26 protein-coding genes and 1 pseudogene are annotated in these 21,405 nt (G+C 71.4%); 11 read left to right on the forward strand and 16 right to left on the reverse strand.

Translation table 11 applies throughout. From position 1 onward, the window contains the following. Positions 1-469 precede the first annotated feature (469 nt). The 5 genes from GKC29_RS27645 (at position 470) to GKC29_RS27665 (ending at position 4,141) form a co-directional block, all read left to right on the forward strand. On the forward strand, positions 470-1,288 hold the full coding sequence (locus tag GKC29_RS27645) for a hypothetical protein (protein WP_155333598.1): 819 nt from the start codon (positions 470-472) through the stop codon (positions 1,286-1,288). Next, complete coding sequence (locus GKC29_RS27650; RefSeq protein WP_155333599.1) at positions 1,285-1,710, forward strand: hypothetical protein; 426 nt, start codon at positions 1,285-1,287, stop codon at positions 1,708-1,710. The genes GKC29_RS27645 and GKC29_RS27650 overlap by 4 nt, the downstream gene beginning before the upstream one ends. A gap of 389 nt (positions 1,711-2,099) precedes the next feature. Continuing rightward, complete coding sequence (locus GKC29_RS27655; RefSeq protein WP_155333600.1) at positions 2,100-3,248, forward strand: phage major capsid protein; 1,149 nt, start codon at positions 2,100-2,102, stop codon at positions 3,246-3,248. Between the two features lie 282 nt (positions 3,249-3,530). Next, positions 3,531-3,878: an HNH endonuclease gene (locus tag GKC29_RS27660; protein WP_155333601.1), complete on the forward strand. Its 348-nt coding sequence runs from the start codon at positions 3,531-3,533 to the stop codon at positions 3,876-3,878. Beyond that, positions 3,878-4,141 carry a hypothetical protein gene (locus GKC29_RS27665; protein WP_155333602.1) on the forward strand — a complete coding sequence of 88 codons (264 nt, stop codon included), beginning with the start codon at positions 3,878-3,880 and terminating at the stop codon, positions 4,139-4,141. The genes GKC29_RS27660 and GKC29_RS27665 overlap by 1 nt, the downstream gene beginning before the upstream one ends. A gap of 502 nt (positions 4,142-4,643) precedes the next feature. On the opposite strand, the gene GKC29_RS27670 is transcribed toward GKC29_RS27665, so the two are convergent. From GKC29_RS27670 to GKC29_RS27680, 3 genes are read right to left on the reverse strand one after another with little or no spacing between them, the layout of a single operon-like run. Continuing rightward, positions 4,644-5,303, reverse strand: a complete 660-nt coding sequence (locus tag GKC29_RS27670; RefSeq protein WP_155333603.1) for a DUF2637 domain-containing protein — start codon at positions 5,301-5,303, stop codon at positions 4,644-4,646. Further along, positions 5,300-5,896: a helix-turn-helix domain-containing protein gene (locus tag GKC29_RS30675; RefSeq protein ID WP_155333604.1), complete on the reverse strand. Its 597-nt coding sequence runs from the start codon at positions 5,894-5,896 to the stop codon at positions 5,300-5,302. Before GKC29_RS30675 ends, GKC29_RS27670 begins: the two co-directional genes overlap by 4 nt. Then, positions 5,893-6,270 (reverse strand): hypothetical protein, encoded by a 378-nt coding sequence (locus GKC29_RS27680; protein ID WP_155333605.1) that lies wholly within the window; start codon positions 6,268-6,270, stop codon positions 5,893-5,895. The genes GKC29_RS30675 and GKC29_RS27680 overlap by 4 nt, the downstream gene beginning before the upstream one ends. Between GKC29_RS27680 and GKC29_RS27685 the strand changes: the two are divergent. Next, positions 6,270-6,887, forward strand: a pseudogene (locus tag GKC29_RS27685) (ATP-binding protein); the annotation flags it as partial. The gene GKC29_RS27680 and the pseudogene GKC29_RS27685 overlap by 1 nt on opposite strands. A 164-nt stretch (positions 6,888-7,051) precedes the next feature. Beyond that, entirely contained in the window at positions 7,052-8,311 is a 1,260-nt protein-coding gene (locus GKC29_RS27690) for a DNA-processing protein DprA (protein WP_155333606.1), read from the forward strand. Positions 8,312-8,411: 100 nt separating this feature from the next. Here GKC29_RS27690 and GKC29_RS27695 read toward each other — a convergent pair whose 3' ends face one another. After that, a complete protein-coding gene (locus tag GKC29_RS27695) occupies positions 8,412-8,744 on the reverse strand; it encodes a hypothetical protein (protein WP_155333607.1) in 333 nt (110 codons plus the stop codon). A 318-nt stretch (positions 8,745-9,062) separates the two neighbouring features. Here GKC29_RS27695 and GKC29_RS27700 point away from each other — a divergent pair, with 318 nt between their 5' ends. Together GKC29_RS27700 and GKC29_RS27705 are read left to right on the forward strand one after the other, a co-directional pair. Beyond that, entirely contained in the window at positions 9,063-10,076 is a 1,014-nt protein-coding gene (locus GKC29_RS27700) for a tyrosine-type recombinase/integrase (RefSeq protein ID WP_155334375.1), read from the forward strand. A gap of 252 nt (positions 10,077-10,328) precedes the next feature. Beyond that, positions 10,329-11,510, forward strand: coding sequence for an aminotransferase class V-fold PLP-dependent enzyme (locus GKC29_RS27705; RefSeq protein ID WP_155333608.1), 1,182 nt, complete (start codon positions 10,329-10,331; stop codon positions 11,508-11,510). A gap of 96 nt (positions 11,511-11,606) precedes the next feature. Here GKC29_RS27705 and GKC29_RS27710 read toward each other — a convergent pair whose 3' ends face one another. Next, a complete protein-coding gene (locus tag GKC29_RS27710; RefSeq protein WP_230688843.1) occupies positions 11,607-12,377 on the reverse strand; it encodes a M23 family metallopeptidase in 771 nt (256 codons plus the stop codon). A gap of 147 nt (positions 12,378-12,524) precedes the next feature. On the opposite strand from GKC29_RS27710, the gene GKC29_RS27715 reads away from it, so the two are divergent. Both GKC29_RS27715 and GKC29_RS27720 read left to right on the forward strand, forming a co-directional pair. After that, positions 12,525-13,154, forward strand: coding sequence for a class I SAM-dependent methyltransferase (locus tag GKC29_RS27715; RefSeq protein ID WP_155333609.1), 630 nt, complete (start codon positions 12,525-12,527; stop codon positions 13,152-13,154). Between the two features lie 207 nt (positions 13,155-13,361). Then, positions 13,362-14,468 carry a sulfite oxidase gene (locus GKC29_RS27720; RefSeq protein WP_155333610.1) on the forward strand — a complete coding sequence of 369 codons (1,107 nt, stop codon included), beginning with the start codon at positions 13,362-13,364 and terminating at the stop codon, positions 14,466-14,468. Positions 14,469-14,532: 64 nt separating this feature from the next. Here GKC29_RS27720 and GKC29_RS27725 read toward each other — a convergent pair whose 3' ends face one another. From GKC29_RS27725 to GKC29_RS27775, 11 genes are all read right to left on the reverse strand, one after another. Further along, positions 14,533-14,856 (reverse strand): DUF2469 domain-containing protein, encoded by a 324-nt coding sequence (locus GKC29_RS27725; RefSeq protein ID WP_007075222.1) that lies wholly within the window; start codon positions 14,854-14,856, stop codon positions 14,533-14,535. Continuing rightward, entirely contained in the window at positions 14,853-15,665 is an 813-nt protein-coding gene (locus tag GKC29_RS27730; RefSeq protein ID WP_155333611.1) for a ribonuclease HII, read from the reverse strand. The genes GKC29_RS27725 and GKC29_RS27730 overlap by 4 nt, the downstream gene beginning before the upstream one ends. Continuing rightward, entirely contained in the window at positions 15,659-16,153 is a 495-nt protein-coding gene (locus tag GKC29_RS27735; RefSeq protein ID WP_155334377.1) for an NUDIX hydrolase, read from the reverse strand. The genes GKC29_RS27730 and GKC29_RS27735 overlap by 7 nt, the downstream gene beginning before the upstream one ends. Positions 16,154-16,211: 58 nt before the next feature. Further along, positions 16,212-16,847 (reverse strand): signal peptidase I, encoded by a 636-nt coding sequence (lepB, locus tag GKC29_RS27740; RefSeq protein WP_155333612.1) that lies wholly within the window; start codon positions 16,845-16,847, stop codon positions 16,212-16,214. A 9-nt stretch (positions 16,848-16,856) separates the two neighbouring features. Continuing rightward, on the reverse strand, positions 16,857-17,726 hold the full coding sequence (gene lepB, locus GKC29_RS27745) for a signal peptidase I (RefSeq protein WP_155333613.1): 870 nt from the start codon (positions 17,724-17,726) through the stop codon (positions 16,857-16,859). Between the two features lie 184 nt (positions 17,727-17,910). After that, positions 17,911-18,270: a 50S ribosomal protein L19 gene (gene rplS, locus GKC29_RS27750; RefSeq protein ID WP_155333614.1), complete on the reverse strand. Its 360-nt coding sequence runs from the start codon at positions 18,268-18,270 to the stop codon at positions 17,911-17,913. A 143-nt stretch (positions 18,271-18,413) separates the two neighbouring features. Continuing rightward, the gene (gene trmD / locus GKC29_RS27755) at positions 18,414-19,187 is read right to left on the reverse strand and encodes a tRNA (guanosine(37)-N1)-methyltransferase TrmD (RefSeq protein WP_155333615.1); all 774 of its coding nucleotides are present in this window, start codon (positions 19,185-19,187) and stop codon (positions 18,414-18,416) included. Between the two features lie 61 nt (positions 19,188-19,248). Then, complete coding sequence (rimM, locus tag GKC29_RS27760) at positions 19,249-19,788, reverse strand: ribosome maturation factor RimM (protein ID WP_155334378.1); 540 nt, start codon at positions 19,786-19,788, stop codon at positions 19,249-19,251. A 2-nt stretch (positions 19,789-19,790) separates the two neighbouring features. Then, positions 19,791-20,051: an RNA-binding protein gene (locus GKC29_RS27765; protein ID WP_174242547.1), complete on the reverse strand. Its 261-nt coding sequence runs from the start codon at positions 20,049-20,051 to the stop codon at positions 19,791-19,793. Next, the gene (gene rpsP, locus GKC29_RS27770) at positions 20,026-20,481 is read right to left on the reverse strand and encodes a 30S ribosomal protein S16 (RefSeq protein WP_155333616.1); all 456 of its coding nucleotides are present in this window, start codon (positions 20,479-20,481) and stop codon (positions 20,026-20,028) included. The genes GKC29_RS27765 and rpsP overlap by 26 nt, the downstream gene beginning before the upstream one ends. Positions 20,482-20,725: 244 nt before the next feature. After that, entirely contained in the window at positions 20,726-21,373 is a 648-nt protein-coding gene (locus GKC29_RS27775) for a DUF402 domain-containing protein (protein ID WP_155333617.1), read from the reverse strand. Positions 21,374-21,405 lie beyond the last annotated feature (32 nt).

Genomic DNA, 21,405 nt, shown 5'->3' on the forward strand with positions numbered 1-21,405 from the left:
GCCCGGATCACTCGGGCATACAGCGTACTTAGCCCGTGGCTATCAAGGGTGAGGGCGTAAGCCCTGGTAAACCGCGGTGACCGGGATTACACCTACAGGCAGCGCAGTTTGTAGGTGGTTATTAAGGGTGGGGACGGAAACCGGCGCGGGAAGCGTTCCGGGAACGTGTCCCGGATCACTGGTTTACACAGCCGGCGGTAAACCTGGCTATTAAGTGTGGAGGCGCGGAAGACCGCGCCCATGATTGCGAAGGTAGGTGACTGATGAGCGACGGCCTGCTCTGCTTCGTATGCGAACAGCCGATTACGCGGGCGGCATCTACCGGCCGCATCCCTCACTACTGCTCCGAGGATTGCCGTACGGAGGCACGGCGGCTGAGGGCCGCCCGTTCCCGGGGCCGGCAGACTGCGGCGCTGTATTACACGGAACGTAGGGCGTTCCGTATGGAGCACTACGGACGTGCCGCCTGATGGCCCGCTACATGAGCGGCCGTAGCGTCAACCTGGCCCACACATTCCTAGACGATGAAACCGCACTGACCCCGGCAACCGTCACGGTGACGGTTACCCGGAATGGTGCCACTACCGCCACGGCCACGGGGCCGGCGACGGCCGCCGGGACCGTTTACACATTCTCGGCGGGGATGCTTCCCGAGGGCGTCTATTCGGTCCGCTGGGACGGCGGAGCTACCGCCGTGGACCTGGCGACGGTGGAGGTTATCGGCGGGCCCCTGTTCACGATCGCTGAGCTACGCGCGTCGGATGATGAGCTAACGGCACAGCGGTTCGGGACCGCTGACGTTAAGCGGGCCCGGGAAGTTGTGGAGTCTGAGTTTCAGCGCATCACGGGCCGCTCGTTTGTTCCGCGTACGGCGTTCCTGAGCGTCGCTGAGCTTCCGGCCCCGGGTGAACTACTGCCGACCTCTGACGTTCGCTCTGTGACCGTTGTGGGTGGCCTAGAGGCTGGTTCCGTTGTTCCGGTGGAACGTGTCGGCCAGTTCGCCTACACCCCGGAGATTCCGGCGGACGCTACCGGGGTTGAGGTGGCCTACGGGTTCCCGTCCGTCCCGGACGGTATCCACCGGGTAGGGATGCTGTACGCCCGGTGGCTGCTGATGGCGGAACGTTCCGCCATCCCGGACCGGGCCACCAGCTTTCAGCCGGCGGACGGCGGAACCTACACGCTGTCTACGCCTGGCCGTGGCGGAGCGGAAACGGGGCTTCCCGACGTTGACGCTGTGCTCAAGGGTTACCGGCCCGACATCGTGAATTCGGTTGGTGTCGCGTGAGCACGAAAGCGGTTGACGTCAAAAAAGCCCTACGTGGCTACCTCGCCGGTATGGATTTGGTGACGGCGGACAACGTACAGGTCACCTACGGATTCCCTAGCCGCTCACCTGAGCGGAAGTGGGCGGTTGTGGGTGAGGTCAGTTGGGAAGGCTCCGATTGGGCAACCAATCGGGCCCGCACTGAGGCTTTCTCCGTCATGGTCGCTTTCTCCGTACAGGTGCCCGGCGGCACCTCCGAGCAAACGGAGGCGTACGCGGTTGCCCTGGCGGCTGAGTTTGAAGACCTGTTGGAGATTGACCCGTCGATTGACGGGCTGTGCGTCACGTCATCGTTTACGCCACGGTCCCTCAAGAGTTGGCCGATTGACGGCGCGTATGAGTGCCAGTACGAAACCGTCGTGAGGGTTACCGCCCGACCGTAGAGACTTCCCCGGGGTTTCTCCTTTCCCCGGGGTTCGGCACGCCGGCCCCTAGCGTGCGGTGGAAATAGGGGCACCCAAGTTTCCCCGGCTTTCATGAGAAGAATACCGGCGTCCATTAATCAGGGCGGCACGCCGGTAGCCCTGCCTCTGTTTCACCGGGGATTGCACGCCAGTCCGTGAGCGTGCGGCATGAAATCACGGGCACTACTTCCCGCTAGCCACGACCAGCGGAGCAAGGGTCAGCCATTCATCCCTACCGGGGATCAATCCCCGGCCGGGGCCGGCTGGCCCTTTTTTCGTGCCCATTTCCGGGCGCGACTGCAACCCCCTCGCCCTGGCGCAATCCGTGACCGGGGCTAGAGCTATCCAACAGATACGGAGATTGCCTAATGACTGACTTTATCGCTGCGGCTAACGCTGCCCTTGAGAAGCGTTCGCGCCTTTTCATGGACCTTCAGAACGTCAACGCGGATACCTCGCTGACCCCGGCTGAGCGCCAGGAGCGCGCGGCCAAGCTGAACGCTGACCTTGACGCCCTGGGCGCTGAGGCTGAGCAGAACATCCGCGCCGCTGAGGTCGAGGTTGAGAACCGGGAGCTTCTGAACAAGGCTGCCAAGCTGTCCGCCACTGGCGGCGAGAAGCGTGCCGCTATGGAGTGGCGGGCGATGCTGCCCAACCGTGGGGAGGCTCGTGCCCTGGCGGTTTCGACCGATGGTGCCGACCTGGCCCCGAAGGTGGTTAGCAAGAAGTACATTGATGTCCTCATTCGGGAGAGCACTTTTCTCAAGGCGTTCCCCAATGTGATCCCGTTCGAGGGCTCCGAGGTGGTGATTCCCCACCTCACCGCCACGGGTGGCGCTGTGATCGTTCCCGAGCTTCAGAGCATCCCGCTCGCGGATGATTCGTGGTCGAGCAAGAGCATTCCGGCGATGAAGATTGCTACCCGCCGTCAGGCGAGTAACGAAATCTTGGCCGATTCGCAGCTTCCGCTCCGGAACATCATCGCGGGCAACATGATCCGGGATTGCGCGGTCGCCTTCGATACTCAGGCGTTCGGTTCGGGCAACGGCACTACCGCCATTAAGGGTCTGCTGGCTACCGGCCAGCACACCAGTTACGCGACGGTCGCCAACATTGCTGCGCTGACTTATGACCACCTGCTGGGGATGTACGCGGACATTATCCAGACTGGCGGCACCCCGGACGTCCTGGTGCTGTCGCCCGGTGCCGCTGAGGCTCTGGCCGCAATCAAGGCCAACACTGCGGGCACTTGGCTTGGCCTGCCGCCGGAGCTTCAGAACCTCCGCCGGTTTGTCACCTCCGCCGTTCCGGGTGCGGGTGCGGGCGTCAAGGGTGGCGTCATCATGGCGGACAGTTCGCGTGTGTTCCCGTCGCTGCGTTCTCAGGTCAACATCGCCACGTCTACTGACGTTGCGTTCGCTGAGGACGCGGTGCAGTGGCGGGTTACGTACCGCGTTGGTTCTCAGATTGCGGTCGCTGAGGCGACCAGCGTCCAGACTCTTACGCTGACTGCCTAATTGACGACGGTTTCCGGGGCCCCTATCTGGGGCCCCGGACCGTCAGTGGTTCGGGATTCCCGTTGGAATCCCGGGCCGTCACTGGTTCGGGGACTCAACAGTCCCCGGGCCGTCATGCCTCTACGTGTTCTTCCACCTCGTCGCACGTAGGGGTTTGTCGGTCCGGTGGGCCGTGTTTGGTGGGTAGCTCGGGGGAGCGGATAGGGGCCGGCAGGGTTTACGCCCTGCCGCTCTCTTTTTGGCCCTCCGTCATGTACTGGATTGCAAGGAGTGGGGTTCGCTATGGATAAGCAGATTTACGACAGGATTATGGAGCGGGTAGCGAAGCTGCCTGCCGTGGATGGCGGTTGCTGGCTCTACATGGGCGGTTGCACTAAGAAGGGTTACGGCGCTATCTGGCTCAACGGGAAGCAGGAATACGCTCACCGTGTAATGGCTCGTCTGCACGGAATGACTATCGACGGGCGGACCGTCGATCACCTCTGTTACAACCGCAACTGTGTTCGACCCTCCCACCTGTTGACCTGTTCCCGGAAGGAAAACACCCGGCGAGAGATGTCGGATGCGTGGCGGACGGCCCTTGCCGAGCTGCTTGCCGAGATGAACCGGGAAATGGAGGGTGGCAACTGATGATCCCCGAGAAGCTTTGGCGGTTTATGTATCCGGTCAAGGGTACGGATTGTGTGGTCTGGCTTGGCGCTCACGACAAGCGGCATGGGGCGTGCTATTACCACGTTGCGGGCGGCCAGGATTTGAACGTGCGGAAAGAGCTGTTCGGTGACCCGGTGCCGCATGGCTTTTCGTTCGTAGAGCCCACCTGCGGCAATCGCCGCTGTGTGTCGGTTCAGCATACGGCTATCTGGGAGTACACCAAGCGGGAGCCGCGCCAGTGACCACCGTTTGGGGAAACGAGGCGAGCGAGAAAGCGAAGCGGCTAGCTGCTCAGTCGGTAGCCTTTCAAGCGGCCCACGTTGAGGGCCGCACGGCCGGCGAGGTTGAGCAGGCGTACGCGACGGCTAGCCGTTGTGCGTGCCACATGTGGGAAAACTGGCGTTGCCATGTTGTGCAGGTTGAGAACGCCCGTGCCTACCGGGCCCTTAAGAACGGGGGCCGGCGGTGACGGCGGCGCTGATTATCGGCCTGGCCCTGGGCGTCATCCTGGGCCTACTGGTGGGCATCCTCGTAATGCTCCACCTGACAGCGCCGGCCCGGGAGTACGTGCGGTTTAAGGCTGCGGGATGCCGCCGTGACGGTTGATCCTTGCGCACCAGGAATGGCGGTTTGAGACGGCCCTAGAACGATTGCCGACAGCGGGCCGCTAGCCCCGCTGTACGGCCCGTAGACGCGACAGAGGGCCGGGGCGGTATCTCTACCCACCCCGGCCCCTCGGGGCCGCTACGCGGCAGCGTTCAACACGGTTCGCAACCGCCGGGGCGTGATCCCGAGGGCGGCGGCTACCTGCTCCCGCGTCGTGCCAGGCTCCGCCAGCATGTCCACGGCCAGGGCCCGGGTTACGGCCACCGGACGGCGGACCCTCCGGGACCGCTCTACCGGCCCGCTAGGGGCGTCCCTGGGCCCCTGGTGGGCCACCTCCGGGGTGACGGCAGGGGCGGCTACCTCCGGGGCTTCCTGGCGCGTTTCCTGAGGCGTCACAACGGTTTCCGCCACCGGGGCGGCAACCTCCACCGGGGCCACCGGGGGAGCCTTCCCGGACCGGGCCAACACCTCGACGGTGAGCAGGAGGGCCACGGCGGGCCAGGCGGACACCACACGGGCCACCGGGTCCGGTTCGGCTACTAGGACGTTGGCGGCCAGGGAGGCGGCTACGCCCACCAGGAAGGCCAACCAGGCACTCCACCGGGACCGCCGGCCGTCCCCGAGGGCCAGGGTGGCAACCAGGATCATCCCGTCTACCGAGAGCGGCAAAAGCGTTGCCAGCAAAGGGGTTTGACCGGCCTCTAGGGCTAGCTCCCGCATGTGGTCGTAGGAAGCCACGGCGGCAATCACGGTCACGGCCACGGTGCCGGACATGCTGGCAAAGCGGCGGGCGTTCATCGGCCACCCGCCAGAGCCTCAGAGCGGCAGCAACGGCAGTTGTGGGCTAGCTCCCCGAGGTGCCGGGAACACCGCTCAGCGTGCCGCTCAGGCGGCAGGGCGGCCCCTCGACGCTCCGGGTGGCCGTAGGGCTGCCGCTGCTGCGGCTGCTGCTGAGGGGTTTTGGTTTTGGGAAGGAATCGACGCCAACTCTCCCGCGCGCCAGCGCGGGGCTTCCCCTTGGATTGATCTTCTAGAACTTCCTCCGCCAAACCGCCGCTGTGGTTGGCAGACCCGGCAGCCTGGTTGGCAGTGTCAGGGCCCGGGATGGCAGACCCGGGGCCCGCGTGCGTCACAGCGTCAACAACCAGCCGGTAGACGTTCGACGCGATACCGGCAACCTTGCTCACGACCAGGCGGCCAAGCTGAACCAGCCTGGCTAGGACACGGTGAACGGTCCGGGGGCTGACGCCCGCGTAGTCCGCGATGGTCTGGACGGACGGCCAAGCCTGGCCCTCCCGGTTGCTGTGGGCCGCGATGGCAACGAGCACCAGGCGGTCAGTGGGCTTGAGATCCTTGGACGCCAACAGGGCAGCCTTGACGGCCTGGCTCATCGGGCACCGCCACGGGCAATCTCAGCCAGCACGCGGGCGATAGCGGCAACGGCGGACACCTCGTCCGGGCCAGCCTCCGGGGTGGTCAGCGTGCGGACGGGCGAACCGTCACGCCAGAGGGACCACCACCAGCCACGCGGGTTGCCGAGGATCAGGGCACGCCACGGGCCGACAGCGAACGTGGCCTCAACGGCATCCCCGTAGGGCAGGGCGGCGGATAGCCGCCAGCCGGGGCGTCCGGCGGCAGCGGCGCGCACCTCGGCGCGCAGAGTGCGACGGGTAGGGTTGTGCATGTCGGGGCTCCGTCCCGGCCACGGCCCGGGGCGTTGCAGCGCCGCCGGGCCTTCCTTGATCCGTACGGCGTCAATGTTCATTGCTCGACGAAGCTCCCGAGTTCGCCAAGGGCGCGCTGGACGCGCTGCGGCAGCCGCTCGAACACGGCCGGGTCCGGTTGGCGCGATCCCGGGGCTCCGCCGAGTACCCGGCCCACGTCCAGCTCGTCCTGGCCGCCAACCCGTGCCCCTGCGCGAAACCCTCCGGGGACGTCACCTGCGAGTGCTCGCCCCTGACCCGTCGGCGCTACCTGGGCCGGCTCTCCGGCCCGTTGCTCGACCGGATCGACGTGCAGGTCACCGTGCAACCCATCCGCGCGGCCGAACTGACGGAGGTCGCGGGCCCCGGTGAGTCCTCGGCGGCCGTGGCCGCCCGGGTGGCTGCGGCCCGGGCGGCTGCGGCCGCACGCTGGTCGGGCCTCGGCCGTCGGATCAACGCGGAACTGCCCGGCCCGGTGCTGCGTCGCCCGCCGTGGTGCCTACCGGCCCGGGACACGCGGGAGCTGCGTGCCCGGCTCGACGCCGGCTCGCTCTCGGCCCGGGGTTTCGACCGGGTGCTCCGGCTCGCCTGGACCGTCGCCGACCTGGACGGCCGGGACCGCCCGGACGCCGACGACGTCCGCGAGGCGATCGGGCTACGCACCGGGGAGGCGCTGTGAGCACCGGTGCACGCCGTGAGATCCCACCCGCCGGTTGCGGTCGCCCGGACTCTGCGTCGCCCCCCAGCCGGTCCCCGCCGAGGGCCCTGCAGTCAGCAGCTCCGCCAGCCGGCCGTGCCGGCGGCGACCGGACCGGGCCGTTACACGAGGACAGGAGAGGTGACATGACCATCCACCCCGCACCACCCGGCGTACCCCCGTCGGCTGCCGGCCGGGAGGCGGACCAGCTCGCCCGGGTGGCGCTGACCTGGCTCACCGAGCCGGGCACCCGGTCGGTGTTCCACCTGGTCGAGCAGCAGGGCGCGGTCGCCGCGCTCGCCCTGCTGCTGGACGGGGGCGCGCCGGAGCAGGCGCTGCGGGAGGCGGTGACGGCCCGCCTGGCGGCCGGTGACCCTCTGGCGGTGGCCAACGAGGCGCTCGGTCGGGCGGAACGGCTCGGCGCCCGCCTGGTGACGCCGGCCGACACGGAGTGGCCGGCACCGGTCGGCGACCTGCGCCACCTCGTGCTGGCGGGAGCGACCCGCAAGGTCGACCGGGAGACCGCACCGCCGCTCTGCTTCTGGGTCCGGGGCGCCTGGCCGCTGGGTGAGGCGCTGGACCGGTCGGTCGCGGTGGTGGGGGCGCGCGCCGCCACCGGGTACGGCGTCCACGTGGGCACCGAGCTGGCGTACGGGCTGGCCGAGCGGGGCTGGACGGTGGTATCCGGCGGGGCGTTCGGCATCGACGCCGCGGCACACCGGGGCACCCTGAACGCCGGTGGGCTGACCGTCGCAGTGCTGGCATGCGGCCTGGACCGGCCATACCCGGTGGGCAACACCGCCCTCTTCGACCGCATCGCTGAAACCGGGCTGCTGATCAGCGAATGGCCCCCGGGGGCGGAGCCGCTGCGGCCCCGGTTCCTGATCCGTAACCGGGTCATCGCCGCCGCGACGCGCGGCAGTGTCCTCGTGGAGGCGTCGGCGCGCAGCGGCGCCAGGCAGACCGCGCGCCGGGCGTTGGCGCTCGGCCGGCGGACCATGGTCGTACCGGGCCCGGTGACCTCCGTCATGTCGGTCGGGGCGCACGAGCTGCTGCGGGAGGAACCGTACGCGCGGTTGGTCGCCGGCGTGGCGCACGTGCTCGAGGAGGTGGGCCGCATCGGCGGCGACCTCGCACCGCCGGCCCGGGGGCCCGAGCGGCCGACGGACCAGCTCGACGACGACGCGACGGCCGTGCTGGAGTCGATGCCCCGGCGGGGCGTGACCGGTGTCGACGCGGTGGTCGCGAGGTCGGGCGTGGCGGTGCGCACGGCGTTGCGCAAACTGGCCCTGCTGGAGGAACTGGGCCTGGTCGTCGGGCGGGACGGCGGGTACGTGGTCGTCGCGCCACCGCCGCGGCGTTCCGCGTCCGCGCAGGAGGCCGGCGGCGGTGCCGGCGGGCCGTGACTGCCGGCGGGCCGTGACTGGCGGCGGGCCGTGACCGTCGGCGTGGTTGCACGTCCCGAAGACGACCGGCGGTGCCGGCGGTCCGTTACTGTCGGCGCGGTCAGTCGCCCTCGAAGCGGATCTCGGTGCCGGGCTCACGCAGGCAGCGCCGGGCCAGCGCGACGACACTGCGGACACGGGCCGCCTCGGCCTCGGATCCCGCCACGTCCGCCAGGCACCGCAGCTCTTCGAGAAGGGTCGGCACCGACCGCGCGTCGAAGGCCCGGTCGCCGACCGGGTCCAGCCCGTCCAGCAGCGGTGTCCGGCCGGCGCCGCGAATCCGGTCGAGCAGTCCCAGCAGCGTGTCGTCGTTGTCCGGCACGACACGCACCGGGACGTACGACACACGTCGGCCCGCGGGCAGGGCCCGGTAGAGAACGACATCCAGCCCCACCCCGGTGCCTCCGTCCGTCGCGTCCGAAGCCCTGGCGGACCGCGGGCACGCCGTGCCCGCAGTCCCCGGTGGACACACACCTGTCACTTGACGTGCGTCCATCGGCGACCGCCGGCACCGTCGGCGGCGGATGCACCGACCGTAAGCTGAACGGGTGCGCGCCGACAAGCAGCCCGGAGCCCGACCGGCCGCGGCGGCGACCGACGCGGTCAACCGGGGTGAGGCCGGCCCGGCCACGGTGGGTCCCGTCGGGGCTGGCACGTGAGCCGGCGGGACGGCCGGGCGACGCGTGCCCTGCACGCGGCGCTGCCGCCGGCGATGCGCGAGGCGGTGGACGAGTTCGCCAGCCACCTGGCGCAGGTTCGCAACCGCTCGGCCCACACCGTCCGGGCGTACGTCACGGACCTGGTCTCGCTGCTCGACCACGCCGTACGAAGCGGTGGCAGCAGTCCGGCCGATCTCGACCTCGCCGTCGTCCGCAGCTGGCTGGCGAGACAGCGGACGATGGGGGCCGCCCGGTCGACGCTCGCCCGGCGCGCGGCGGCCGCCCGGACCTTCAGCACCTGGGCGCACCGCCACGGGCTGCTGCCGATCGACGTGGCCGCACCCCTGGCCAGCCCTCGGGCGCACCGGGAGCTGCCCACCGTGCTCCGCGCCGACCAGGCCGCCGCCCTCGTCGAGGCCGCCGCGACGGACGCAGGACCGACGGACGCAAGACCGACGAACGCCCCCCCGGTGGAGGTGGAGCCGACGGGCGGCGCGGGGCTTGCGACGGCTCACCCGTCCGGCCCTTCCCAGGCCGCCGGTCCCGCGGCCGCCGAGGCCGATCCGGTCCGGCTGCGCGATCTGCTGCTGCTGGAACTGCTCTACGCCACCGGAGTCCGGGTGAGCGAGGTGTGCGGGTTGGACGTAGCGGACGTCGATTCCGGCCGGCGCGTCATCCGCGTGCTGGGCAAGGGCAGCCGGGAGCGCACCGTACCGTACGGGGTCCCGGCGCAGCGAGCACTCGACGGGTGGCTGCGCCACGGCCGTCCGAGGCTGGTGGGGCCGCACTCGCGGAACGCTCTGCTGCTCGGCGCCCGGGGTGGCCGGCTTAACGCGACGACCGCGCGCCGGATCGTGAGCGGGTACGCGGAGGCCGCCGGGCTGCCCCGGATCAGTCCGCACGGGCTGCGGCACTCCGCCGCCACCCACCTGCTCGAGGGCGGCGCGGACCTGCGGGCGGTGCAGGAACTGCTCGGTCACTCCTCGCTGGCCAGTACGCAGATCTACACCCATGTGTCGGTCGAGCGGCTACGCGCCGCCTACCGCCAGGCCCATCCCCGCGCCTGAACAAGCCGCCGCCCACCCCGTCGACCCGGCCACCACAGCACTGCTGAGAGCGCCCGCCGGAGAGCGGGCCGCGGACACCGCCGGCGAAGAGCGGACCGGCGGAGACCACCAGCGGAGAGCGGACCGGCGGGCACCGCCCGCGGGGAGCGGACCGGCCGACACCGCCAGCGGATAGCGGGCCGGAAAACCAACCGGCGAACACCGCGGGCGGAGACCGGCAGCCGGAGATCCACCGACGGTTACGATCATCGGGTGAGCGTTGTGCAGCCGCCCGAGCCGATCCCGGGAGCGCGCATGCTCTTCTCCCTGGACCCGGCGGTGAGCCATCTCAACCACGGCTCGTTCGGTGCCGTGCCGATCGGTGTGCAGCGGGCCCAGCAGCGGCTGCGCGACGAGATGGAGGCGAATCCCCTGCGGTTCTTCACCGCCGGGCTCGTCGACCGCATCACCCACACCCGCCGTCACCTGGCTGCCTTCCTCGGCGCCGACCCGGACGGCACCGCGCTGGTGCCGAACGCCACGACCGGCGTGGCGGTGGTGTTCCAGTCGCTCGGACTGCAACCCGGCGACGAGGTGCTGACCACGGACCACGGGTACGGCGCGGTCGCGCTGTCGATCGCCCGGGAGTGCCGCCGGAACGGGGCGGTCACGCGGGCGTTGCGGGTGCCGCTGGCGGCCACCGACGAGGAGATCCTCCAGATCGTCCGCAGCGGACTGCGTCCCGGACGGACCCGGCTGCTCGTGGTGGACCAGCTCACCTCCCCGACCGCACGGCTGCTCCCGGTCGCCGCCATCGCGGGGGTCGCCCGCGAGCAGGGCGTGCCGATCCTGGTCGACGCCGCCCACGCGCCCGGAATGCTGCCCGCCACCGTGCAGGGCATCGGGGCGGACTTCTGGGTGGGCAACCTGCACAAGTGGGCGTACGCGCCGCGCGGCACAGCCGTACTGGTGGTGGCCCCGCCGTGGCGGGAGCGCATCGAGCCGCTGGTCGTCTCCTGGGAGCAGGAGTCCGGCTTTCCGAGCCGCGTGGAGTGGCAGGCGACGATGGACTACACCCCGTGGCTGGCCGCGCCCGTGGGCGTGTTCACGCTGCGCAGTCTGGGCCTCGACCGGGTTCGCGGGCACAACGCCGCGCTGGCCGCGTACGGGCAGCGGGTGCTGGGGGACGCGCTCGGGGTGCGCCCCGCCGACCTGCCGGACCCCGGCGGGCCGGGGGTCGCCATGCGGATCGTCCCGCTGCCGCCGGGCGTCGCCACCACCCTGGACGCCGCGCGGGCCCTGCGCGCCCGGATCGCCGACCGGCTGGCCGTCGAGGTGGCCGTGAACGCCTGGGACGGGCGGGGCTGGCTGCGGGTGTGCGGGCAGGTGTACAACGCGGCGGTGGAGTACGAGCGGCTCGCCGTGTCGCTTCCCCCGCTGCTCGCTCAGCGCTGAGCCCTCCGGCGGCACGTGAAAGCTCAGCCATCCGGCGGCACGTGAAAGCTCAGTCATCCGCGGCACGTGAGGTCCGGGCACGGCAGGTTCGGACGATCACGGCGGCCCGGGGTCCAGCGGCAGGAGCCGGACCGGTCCGCGGCCGACCAGGGCCAGCGGATCGAGGTACACGTCGCCCCGGCGCAGGCCCCAGTGCAGGCACGACGCGGCTGGGCAACCCGGGTGCCCGGCCAGCAGGTGACCGACCGGTCCGCCGGCCGGCACCGGAGCGCCGACCTCGACGGCCGGCCGCACCGGCTCGTACGTGGTCCGCAGGCCGCCGGCGTGCGTCACGGTGACGACCGGTCGGCCGGCGACCATCCCGGCGAAGGTGACCGTGCCGGCACCGGCGGCCCGCACGGGGGTGCCGGGGGCGGCGGCCAGGTCCACGCCCCGGTGGCCGGACAGCCACGGCTGCGGCGGCGGGTCGAAGCGCCGCACCACCGGGGGCGTCCCGGGCAGCGGCCAGTGGTACGCCCCGACCGCCGGCGCCGCGGCGGCCTCCCTGGGCCGGACCTGAGCACCGATTACGACGCCGACCGGCCTCACCGCCGCGGCCGAACTCACCGTTTCGCAGGCATCGGGAGCAGATCTTGGAAGATTGGGGCCCTCACCGGGGCCGAAAATCTCCAAGATCTCGACGGGACACCGTTGCGCGCGGTCCAACGCCGCGCCGGGTGTCGACGTGGCGGCCGGTACGACCACGAGCAGGCCGACCCCGAGCAGGCCGACCACGAGCAGGACGACCCGGAGCAGCCCGAGGCGCAGCAGGCCCGCACGAAGCGTGCCGACCTGACGCAGGGCCACGAGCCGCGAGATAGCTCCCATGGGGAGGAACCGTGCCCGAGTGGCCTGCCGGGTCGCCACCCCGCCGCCGGGTCACCTGTGGACAGTGCTCCCACTGTGGACAAACCCCGTTCCGGGAGCCGATCTGCTATGCGTCACCGGATCACCGAGCCACCGTAGGCTGGGCCGGTGACCGAGGACTGGCACGCGTGGCATCACGACTACGGAGATCCCGACTCGCCCCTGTCTCGCCGGCTCGCCGAGGTGCGCCGCCGGGTCGCGGACGCGCTCGACCAGGCCCCGCCCGGCCCGCTGCGTGCGATCAGCCTCTGCGCCGGCCAGGGCCGGGACCTCATCCCCGTGCTGGCGGAACATCCCCGTGGGTCGGACGTGACCGCCCGGCTGGTGGAGCTGGACGCGCGTAACACCGAGGTCGCCCGGTCGGCCGTCGCGGCGGCCGGGCTTCCGACGGTCGAGGTGGTCGTCGGCGACGCGGCGCGCACCGACGCGTACGCCGATCTGGCGCCGGCCGATCTGGTCCTGGTCTGCGGCGTCTTCGGCAACATCCCGGAGGCCGACATCCGGGCGACGGTCGACCACTGCGCCGCCCTCTGCGCGACCGGCGGCACGGTCGTGTGGACCCGGCACCGGCGCGACCCGGACCTGGTGCCGACGATCTGCGACTGGTTCGCGGCGGCCGGCTTCGAGCAGGTGGCGGTGAGCGAACCGGCGGACGGCGTCGGCGTGGGCGTGCACCGGCTGCGCACGGCACCGCGCCCGCTGCCGGCCGGGGTGACAATGTTCGCGTTCGACCGGTGACACCTGTGCGGCCCGACCGGCGCCGCCGGTCACGGCTGAGGGCCGGTCCGGCCCACAGATGATCGTCCGGGCCGGCCCGCTTCCTGTGCCAGAGTCGCTGGCCGGCCCGCGGCGGCCCGGACGACGACGCGACCGGAACTTCGGCACAGGGCATAGGCTTGTCCCGCGTCACGGCGGTACCGCCGCCGTCCGGGCCGGGGAGAGCAGATGACCACTGTGGACGATGTCAGCCGGCCCTCGCGGCTGGCCGGGCCGGACGAGGCGATCAGCGTCGAGGAGCTCCAGCTCGCCGCCCGTAACCACGGCATCCCGCTCGAGGCGCTGCGTTACGACGTCACCCCGGCCGGGCTGCACTACCTGCTGATCCACTACGACATCCCGGACGTCGACCCGGCCACCCACGTCCTGACCGTCGACGGCGCGGTCGACCGGCCCTTCGCGGTGGGCCTGGCCGAGCTGCGGGAGCGGCCCCGGGTCACCCACCGGGTGACGCTGGAGTGCGCGGGCAACGGGCGTGCGCTGCTGCACCCGCGTCCGGTGAGCCAGCCCTGGCTGGTCGAGGCCGTCGGCAACGCGGAGTGGACGGGCACACCGCTCGCGCCGCTGCTGCGGGACGCCGGGGTCGCCGCCGACACGGTCGACGTGGTCTTCACCGGCGCCGACCACGGGGTGGAGCGCGGCGTCGAGCAGGACTACCAGCGGGCTCTGCCGGTCGCGGAGGCGCTGCGGGAGGAGGTGTTGCTGGCGTACGAGATGAACGGTGCCCCCCTGCTGCCGCAGCATGGTGCGCCGCTCCGCCTGATCGTGCCCGGCTGGTACGGGATGGCGCACGTGAAGTGGCTGCGCCGGATCGACGTGCGGACCACCCCGTTCGACGGCTACCAGAACGCGGTGGCCTACCGGCTGCGGCAGGACGCCGCCGATCCGGGGGTGCCGGTGACCCGGATCGAGCCGCGCGCCCTGGTCCGCCCTCCGGGCTTTCCGGACTTCATGTCCCGCACCCGCGTGCTCCGCCCGGGGCCGTGCACGCTGGACGGTCGGGCCTGGTCGGGTCACGCCCCGGTGATGTCCGTCGAGGTGACCACCGACGGGGGTGTCACCTGGACACCCGCAAAGCTGGACGAGCACACGGGCGGGCCGTACGCCTGGCGGCGCTGGCACCACGAGTGGGCGGCGACCCCGGGACGGTACGTGCTGAGCGCCCGCGCCACGGACGCCTCAGGCCGGACCCAGCCGGTGGAGCAGCCGTGGAACCGGGGCGGCTTCGCGAACAACCTCGTCCAGCGGGTCGAGGTCGTGGTGCTGGCGGGATGACGGGCACGGCGGTGGGGGGCCGTGGTGTGTCGGCCGGCGGGAGGGCCGCCGGGACCGGGGAGGGTCAGCCGCCGAAGCCGGAGTCGGCGGGCAGGGAGATGTCGGGCTTCTCCAACTCCTCCACGTTGACGTCCTTGAACGTCATCACCCGAACATTCTTGACGAACCGGGCAGGGCGGTACATGTCCCACACCCAGGCGTCGTGCATCTCGACCTCGAAGTACACCTCGCCGTCCGAGTTGCGCACGTGGAGGTCGACCTGGTTCGCCAGGTAGAAGCGGCGTTCGGTCTCCACCACGTAGGAGAACTGGCGGACAATGTCGCGGTACTCCCGGTAGAGCTGCAGCTCCATCTCTGTCTCGTACTTTTCGAGATCTTCCGCGCTCATCCCTCTCCGCCTTCCATGACCACATCTTCCCCCACCGGCGCCGAGGGCCGAGGCCGCTCGCCCAACGCCACGCCGACGGTACCCCCTGGCGCGCCCAAGCGCTCCATCGGCTCGTCCGGCCTTGCGCCCAATGGTCGACGTGCCCGGGGCGGGGCGTCGTGCCGGCCCGACACCGCCGCGACATTCACGTACGAGAACCGGTGCTCCGCGCAGGGGCCGCGCTCGCGCAGCGCCGCCGAGTGCTCGGGGGTGATGTAACCCTTGTGCTCGGCGAAGCCGTAACCGGGAAACGTCCCGTCCAGCTCGACCATCATCCGGTCCCGGGTGACCTTGGCCAGCACGCTCGCCGCCGCCACGCAGGCCGCCACCCGGTCGCCCTTCCACACCGCCAGGCCCGGCACGTCCAGGCCGTCCACGCCGAAGCCGTCGGTGAGCACGTACTCCGGCGGGGTGGCGAGCGAGGCGAGCGCCCGGCGCATCGCGGCGAGGTTGCACACGTGCAGCCCGCGGGCGTCCACCTCCGCCGCCGGGATCACCACCACGGAGTACGCCAGGGCGCGGGCGACCACCTCCTCGTACACCCGCTCCCGGCTGGCCGGGGTGAGCAGCTTGGAGTCGGCGAGGCCCTCGATCTCGCCGCGCCGCCCCTCGGGCAGGATCGCGGCGGCCGCCACCAGTGGGCCGGCGCAGGCACCGCGGCCGGCCTCGTCGGCGCCGGCGACGTGCCGGAAGCCGCGCCGCTGGAGAGCGCGCTCCAGCGCGTACAGGCCGCCCTCCCGGCGGACGACGGTGCGCGGCGGCGTCAGCACGGCCCACCGCCCGGGACGCCAGCGGCACCGGACGCGGTGGACAGCGCCCGCGTCAGCACGGCCGGCAGGTCCGGCGGGTAGTAGCGCTCACCACTGGCCGCCAGATCCCGCGGGAACCACCAGCGGTGCCCGACGACGCTGGCCCGCTCGACGGCGTCGAAACCTCCCGTGTCGACCTCCCAGGCGGCCACCCGGACCAGGAAGAACTCCTGCTCCTGCCGGTACCAGACGCCGTCGAACGGGAACTCGACCGTCTCCGACCAGACCGGCTCGCCCAACTCGCCGGGCGTGAGCCGCAGGCCCGTCTCCTCGGCCAGCTCGCGGGCGGCGCCGGCCGCGGGGCTCTCCCCGGGGTCGAGCCCTCCCCCGGGCGTGAACCAGTACCGGTGCCCGGGCCGGGCCGGGTCGCTGCCATGGAACAGCAGGAGACGCCCGGCCCCGTCCACGAGCAGCACCCGGGCCGCGCGACGAGGGGTGTAGACGGTCACCGCCCCAGCCTGCCAGACGCCGCCGACAACGCCCACGCCCCCACGGTCGCCGGCCAGGTCAGGAACTGGGGATGACGTCGAACTGCTCCGGCACGCTCAGCCAGCCGGCCCGGTCGAGCGGCCAGAACACCGTGAAGGCACGGCCCACGACCTCGTCCTCGGGAATGGTCGCCTCGTTGATGTCCTGCCCGGACTGCTGCCAGTGCTGCAACGAGTCCCCCGACGCGGACCGGTGGTCACCCATGACCCAGAGCCGCCCCTCCGGGACGGTGACGTCGAACTCCTGGTCGGCGGGCTTGTCCCGCTCGCCGTCCGAGGCGAACAGGTACGGCTCGTCCAGCGGGATGCCGTTGATCGTGATCCGACCCTGCTCGTCGCAGCAGACCACCCGGTCCCCGCCGACGCCGATGACGCGCTTGATGAAGTCCTCGCCGTCCGGGTTACCGCTCCACGCCGTGGGCGCCTTGAAGACGATCACCTCGCCCCGGTGCGGCGACCGGAAGTCGTACACCAGCTTGTTGACCAGCACCCGATCGTCGATCTGCAGGGTGTTCTCCATCGACGGCGAGGGGATGAAGAAGGTCTGCAGCACGAAGGCTCGCACCAGCACCGCGACCAGGATCGCCACGCCGAGGAGAATCGGCAGCTCCTTCCAGAAGGAGCTGCGGGGCTTGTCGGTCTGCTCGTCAATCACGCAAGGAGCCTACGTTGCCCGGCTGAACGGCACCGTCCGGAACGCGCGAGAACGGAGCAGAGCCGCCGAGAGCGGGAGCAGCAGCACCACACCGCCGTCCGGGGTGGGTCGTACGGGCGCCCGGCCGGTCGACACGCTGGGCGGACCCGGGACGTTCGCGAAGGTCCCGGGAACGGAGAGCGAACTCCACCGCGACGACGGCCACACCACGCCGAAGGCCCGGCCGACCACGTTGTCGATCGGCACCGGCCCCTGGCATCGGGCGTCCTGGGACACCAACCGGTGGTCGCCCATGACGAAGATCTGCCCGGGCGGGACCACGATCTCCTCGAAGCGGCGGGAGCGGCACTCGCGCGGGTTCGGCGGGACGTCCAGCGGCGAGTCACGGACGACGTACGGCTCGTCCAGCGGCGTGCCGTTGACCAGCACCCGGCCCTGCGCGTCACAGCAGCTCACCCGGTCACCGGGCAGGCCGATGACGCGCTTGATGAAGTCCTTCTCGCCGGGCCGGCTCACCCCCACCAGGTCGCCGACCGTGGCGCCGAGCTTGCCCACGAAGCCGGGCTCGGGCTGCCCGTCGACCTGCGGAGCCCAGCGGTCGGTGCCCCGGAAGACGACGACCTCGCCGCGCACCGGGTCCCGTACGTCGTAGACGACCTTGTTGACCAGCACCCGGTCACCGACGAGGAGCGTGTCCTCCATCGAGCCGGACGGGATGAAGAAGGCCTGGAGCAGGAACGTGCGGATCAGCACCGCGAGGCAGAAGGCGACGATCAGCAGCAGCGGCAGCTCCTGCCAGAGCGGCATCTGCCGGCGCGTGCGGCGGGTCCGTCGACGCCACGGATCGACCGCGCCGTCCTCGTTGAGCGTCTGCACCACGCCACTCTCCGGTCCGCAGAAATGACACTACCGCCCGGGAACCTCGTCGAGGTTCCCCGGGCGGCAGTGGACGTCCTCCCCACCGCGGGGTGGGGGGCCGCCCTGCTGCGCCCGTACGACCAGGGTAGTGCCGTCTGGTCGGTACGACATACGGGCAGCTCGGGCGGCGTGGCGCAGCGCGACGTCAGCTGCTGGGCTGCTTCTCGCGCAGCTCCTTGATCTTGGCCTTCTTACCGCGCAGCTCGCGCAGGTAGTAGAGCTTGGCGCGCCGGACGTCGCCGCGGGTCACGACCTCGATGCGGTCGATGGCCGGGCTGTTGACCGGGTAGGTGCGCTCGACGCCCACGCCGAAGCTGACCTTGCGGACCGAGAAGGTCTCCCGCAGGCCGTCACCCTGGCGGCGGATGACGACGCCCTGGAAGATCTGGACCCGGGACCGGTTGCCCTCGACGACCCGCGCGTGCACCTTGACGGTGTCACCGGCGCGGAAGTCGGGGAGGTCGACCCGCTTGGACTGGGCGTCAAGGGCGTCCAGGATGTTCATCGCTGCGTCCTCGTGAGGCTCACGGCGCACCGTCAGTCGGTGCGCGAATGGGTGATTCTGATCCCCGGGTGGTGGCCGGTGGCGCCGACCCCGGTCGAGGATCCTCGCAGCCGCCCGCGGCGCGGCCGGCTGCGGCAACCCCTCTACTTTGCCACATCCCCCGGCGGGGGCTGAAATCCGGCCCGGTCCAACGCGGCGAGGTCCCGCTTGTCGAGGGTCACCGGGTCGAGGGCGGCCAGCATGTCGGGGCGCCGGTCGGCGGTGCGGGTCAACGCCGCGTCGCGCCGCCAGCGGGCGATCCGCCCGTGGTCGCCGGAGCGGAGCACCTCCGGCACGTCCAGGCCCCGCCAGGTCGCCGGCTTGGTGTACATCGGGGCCTCCAGCAGCCCGTGGGCGTGCGACTCCTCGTCCAGCGAGCTCACGTTGCCGAGCACGCCGGGCAGCAGCCGGGTGACCGCCTCCATGATCACCAGCACCGCGACCTCGCCGCCGAACAGCACGTAGTCGCCGAGGGAGACCTCGGTCACCGGCATCCGGGTGGCGGCGTGGTCGAGCACCCGCTGGTCGATGCCCTCGTACCGGCCGCAGGCGAAGAGCAGGTGCGGCTCGGCGGCCAACTCGTGGGCCATCGCCTGGGTGAACGGCGCGCCGGTCGGCGCGGGCACCACCAGCCGGGGCGGCTGGACCTCCGGCGGCGCGAGGGCGTCCAGCGCCTCGCCCCAGGGCTCCGGGCGCATGACCATGCCGGGCCCGCCGCCGTAGGGCGTGTCGTCGACCGTGCGGTGCACGTCGTGGGTCCAGGTCCGCAGATCGTGTACGGCCAACCGCAGCGCCCCGTTGGCACGGGCCTTGCCGATCAGCGACAGGTCCAGCGGAGCGAAGTACTCCGGGAAGATCGACACGATGTCGACGCGCATTCGGGATGCTCCAACAGCTTCCGGGCCGGACGGGCCACGCGGCGGGACCGGCGGCCCCTCCTCAGAGGTCGAGCAGGCCGCCGGGCGGGTCGACGACGACGCGACCGCCGGCGAGGTCGACCTCGGGGACGATCGCCTTGACGAACGGGATCAGCGCGTCCCGCCCCTCCGGGCGGCGCAACACCAGCAGGTCGGACGCGGGCGCGTGGTCGATCCGCGCGACCTCGCCCAGCCGCTCACCGGCCGGGGTGACCACGGCCAGGCCGACCAGTTGGTGGTCGTGGAACTCCTCCGGGTCCTCCGGAGGGGCGACGTCGGAGCTGTCCACCCCGACCAGGGTCCCGCGGAGCGCCTCGGCGACGTTACGGTCCAGCACGCCCTCGAACGCGACCAGCAGCCGCCCCTGGTGCCAGCGGGCGGCCTCGACGGTCAGTTCCTCGGGCACCCGGTAGGCACCGGGCTCGGTGGGCGCATTCGCGCCCGGGTCGGTACGTAACACCGACCCGGGCGCGAACCGTGCCTCGGGCTCGTCGGTCCGCACCTCCACGGTGACCTCACCGCGGATCCCGTGCGGTTTGCCGATCCTGCCGACGATGAGCAGCATCAGTACGAGTCGACGATGTCGACACGTACGCCGCGGCCGCCGATGGAGCCGATCACCTGGCGCAGCGCCTTGGCGGTCCGGCCGGACCGCCCGATCACCGTGCCGAGGTCCTCCGGGTGCACGCGGACCTCGAGCCGCTTGCCCCGGCGGGAGTCGACGAGCCGGACCCGGACGTCGTCGGGGTGATCGACGATGCCCTTGACCAGGTGCTCCAGCGCCGGACGCAGGGCCACGTCAGGCCTGCTCGCCGGAGTCCGCACCGGCCTGCTCCTCGGTCTTCGGCGCCTCCTCGGCAGCCGCCTCGGGCTTGGCGGCCTTCTTGGCCGGCTTGGCCGGCGTCTCCGCCACACCGGCGGCGGCCTTCGCCTCGGCCTCGTACGCCGCCTTGCGGTCGGCCCGCTCGGGGGCGACCTTCAGCGGCTCGGGGGCCGGCAGGCCCTTGAACTTCTGCCAGTCACCGGTCTTCTCCAGCAGGCGCTGCACCGCCTCGCTCGGCTGCGCGCCCACGGAGAGCCAGTACTGCACCCGGTCCGACTTGACCTCGATCACCGAAGGGTCCTCCTTCGGCTGGTAGATCCCGACGAACTCGATCGCCCGGCCGTCGCGCTTGGTGCGCGAGTCGGCGACGACGATGCGGTACTGCGGGTTGCGGATCTTGCCCATCCGCAGGAGCCGGATCTTTACGGCCACAGTTCTTTCGCTCCTGTTGCGATCTCACCGGCCCGAACGGGCGGTGCACGGGTGAGCGCCGACCGGCACAGTGGGGTTTGGGCCGGAGACTGCTCGGTGGACTGGCGCGGTGCCCGGGGTAGAGGGCGCCGGACACACGCCGGATACCAGCGAGCCATTCTGCCAGATCGGGTCGGGAACTCTCACACCGGACCGGCCCGGGTCACCCACCGCCACCCGAAAGTGACGGGAAACACAGGTCGCCTCAGCGTACCGGGGGGCGGTCCCAGCCGGCCGGCAGCTCCGGCGGGGGCGCCCAGTCCGCCGGGGGCACGAAGTCGCACCAGGTGCCGTCGAACGGAAACTTCCCCGCCTCGGCCTGCGCGATCACCCGTTCGCCCTCGGCGCGCACCGCGTCCGGGTCGGGCACCCAGTAGTGCTCCGGGAAGTCCAGCCGCTCGGTGAACTCGTCCTCGTCCTTCCACTCCCAGCGGCGGTCCGGATGGACGACCACGTCCAGGTCCTGGTCGACCACATCGACCCCGGCCAGGTCACCGTCGTCCCAGCGCACGCCGGGCTCCTCCAGGTTGACGTACCAATTGGCGAAGCGGCCCTGCGCGTCCCGGAACCACCAGACGGAGTGCGCCGCCCCGGTGGGCAGGAACTTCAGCAGGGGCGGCCCCTGCCACCGGGCGGTCGCCAGCCGGTACGACGAGACGATCCACTCCGCGAACGGAATCGCCCGCATGCCGAGCCCGGCCTCGGTGACCTCACTCGCCACCGCCGAGCCCCGGGCGATCCACAGCAGCAGTCCGCGGTCGTCGTCGCTGACCACCCGCGCGGGGCGGACCCAGCCGATCCGGCCCCGGCGGACGTTGCGGTGCACGATCAACCGTCCCGGCGCGAACCTCACGTCACCCACCAGCGCTGTTAACAGGGGACCCT

Source organism: Micromonospora sp. WMMC415 (genome assembly GCF_009707425.1).
Taxonomy (GTDB): domain Bacteria; phylum Actinomycetota; class Actinomycetes; order Mycobacteriales; family Micromonosporaceae; genus Micromonospora.

Excerpts from the sequence above, each read along its gene's own strand:
- GKC29_RS27645 (WP_155333598.1), top strand. The coding sequence starts at position 470 with ATGGCCCGCTACATGAGCGGCCGTAGCGTCAACCTGGCCCACACATTC.
- GKC29_RS27655 (WP_155333600.1), top strand. The coding sequence starts at position 2,100 with ATGACTGACTTTATCGCTGCGGCTAACGCTGCCCTTGAGAAGCGTTCG.
- GKC29_RS27660 (WP_155333601.1), top strand. The coding sequence starts at position 3,531 with ATGGATAAGCAGATTTACGACAGGATTATGGAGCGGGTAGCGAAGCTG.
- GKC29_RS27665 (WP_155333602.1), top strand. The coding sequence starts at position 3,878 with ATGATCCCCGAGAAGCTTTGGCGGTTTATGTATCCGGTCAAGGGTACG.
- GKC29_RS27670 (WP_155333603.1), bottom strand. The coding sequence starts at position 5,303 with ATGAACGCCCGCCGCTTTGCCAGCATGTCCGGCACCGTGGCCGTGACC.
- GKC29_RS30675 (WP_155333604.1), bottom strand. The coding sequence starts at position 5,896 with ATGAGCCAGGCCGTCAAGGCTGCCCTGTTGGCGTCCAAGGATCTCAAG.
- GKC29_RS27680 (WP_155333605.1), bottom strand. The coding sequence starts at position 6,270 with ATGAACATTGACGCCGTACGGATCAAGGAAGGCCCGGCGGCGCTGCAA.
- GKC29_RS27690 (WP_155333606.1), top strand. The coding sequence starts at position 7,052 with ATGACCATCCACCCCGCACCACCCGGCGTACCCCCGTCGGCTGCCGGC.
- GKC29_RS27700 (WP_155334375.1), top strand. The coding sequence starts at position 9,063 with ATGCGCGAGGCGGTGGACGAGTTCGCCAGCCACCTGGCGCAGGTTCGC.
- GKC29_RS27710 (WP_230688843.1), bottom strand. The coding sequence starts at position 12,377 with ATGGGAGCTATCTCGCGGCTCGTGGCCCTGCGTCAGGTCGGCACGCTT.
- GKC29_RS27720 (WP_155333610.1), top strand. The coding sequence starts at position 13,362 with ATGACCACTGTGGACGATGTCAGCCGGCCCTCGCGGCTGGCCGGGCCG.
- GKC29_RS27725 (WP_007075222.1), bottom strand. The coding sequence starts at position 14,856 with ATGAGCGCGGAAGATCTCGAAAAGTACGAGACAGAGATGGAGCTGCAG.
- rplS (WP_155333614.1), bottom strand. The coding sequence starts at position 18,270 with ATGAACATCCTGGACGCCCTTGACGCCCAGTCCAAGCGGGTCGACCTC.
- trmD (WP_155333615.1), bottom strand. The coding sequence starts at position 19,187 with ATGCGCGTCGACATCGTGTCGATCTTCCCGGAGTACTTCGCTCCGCTG.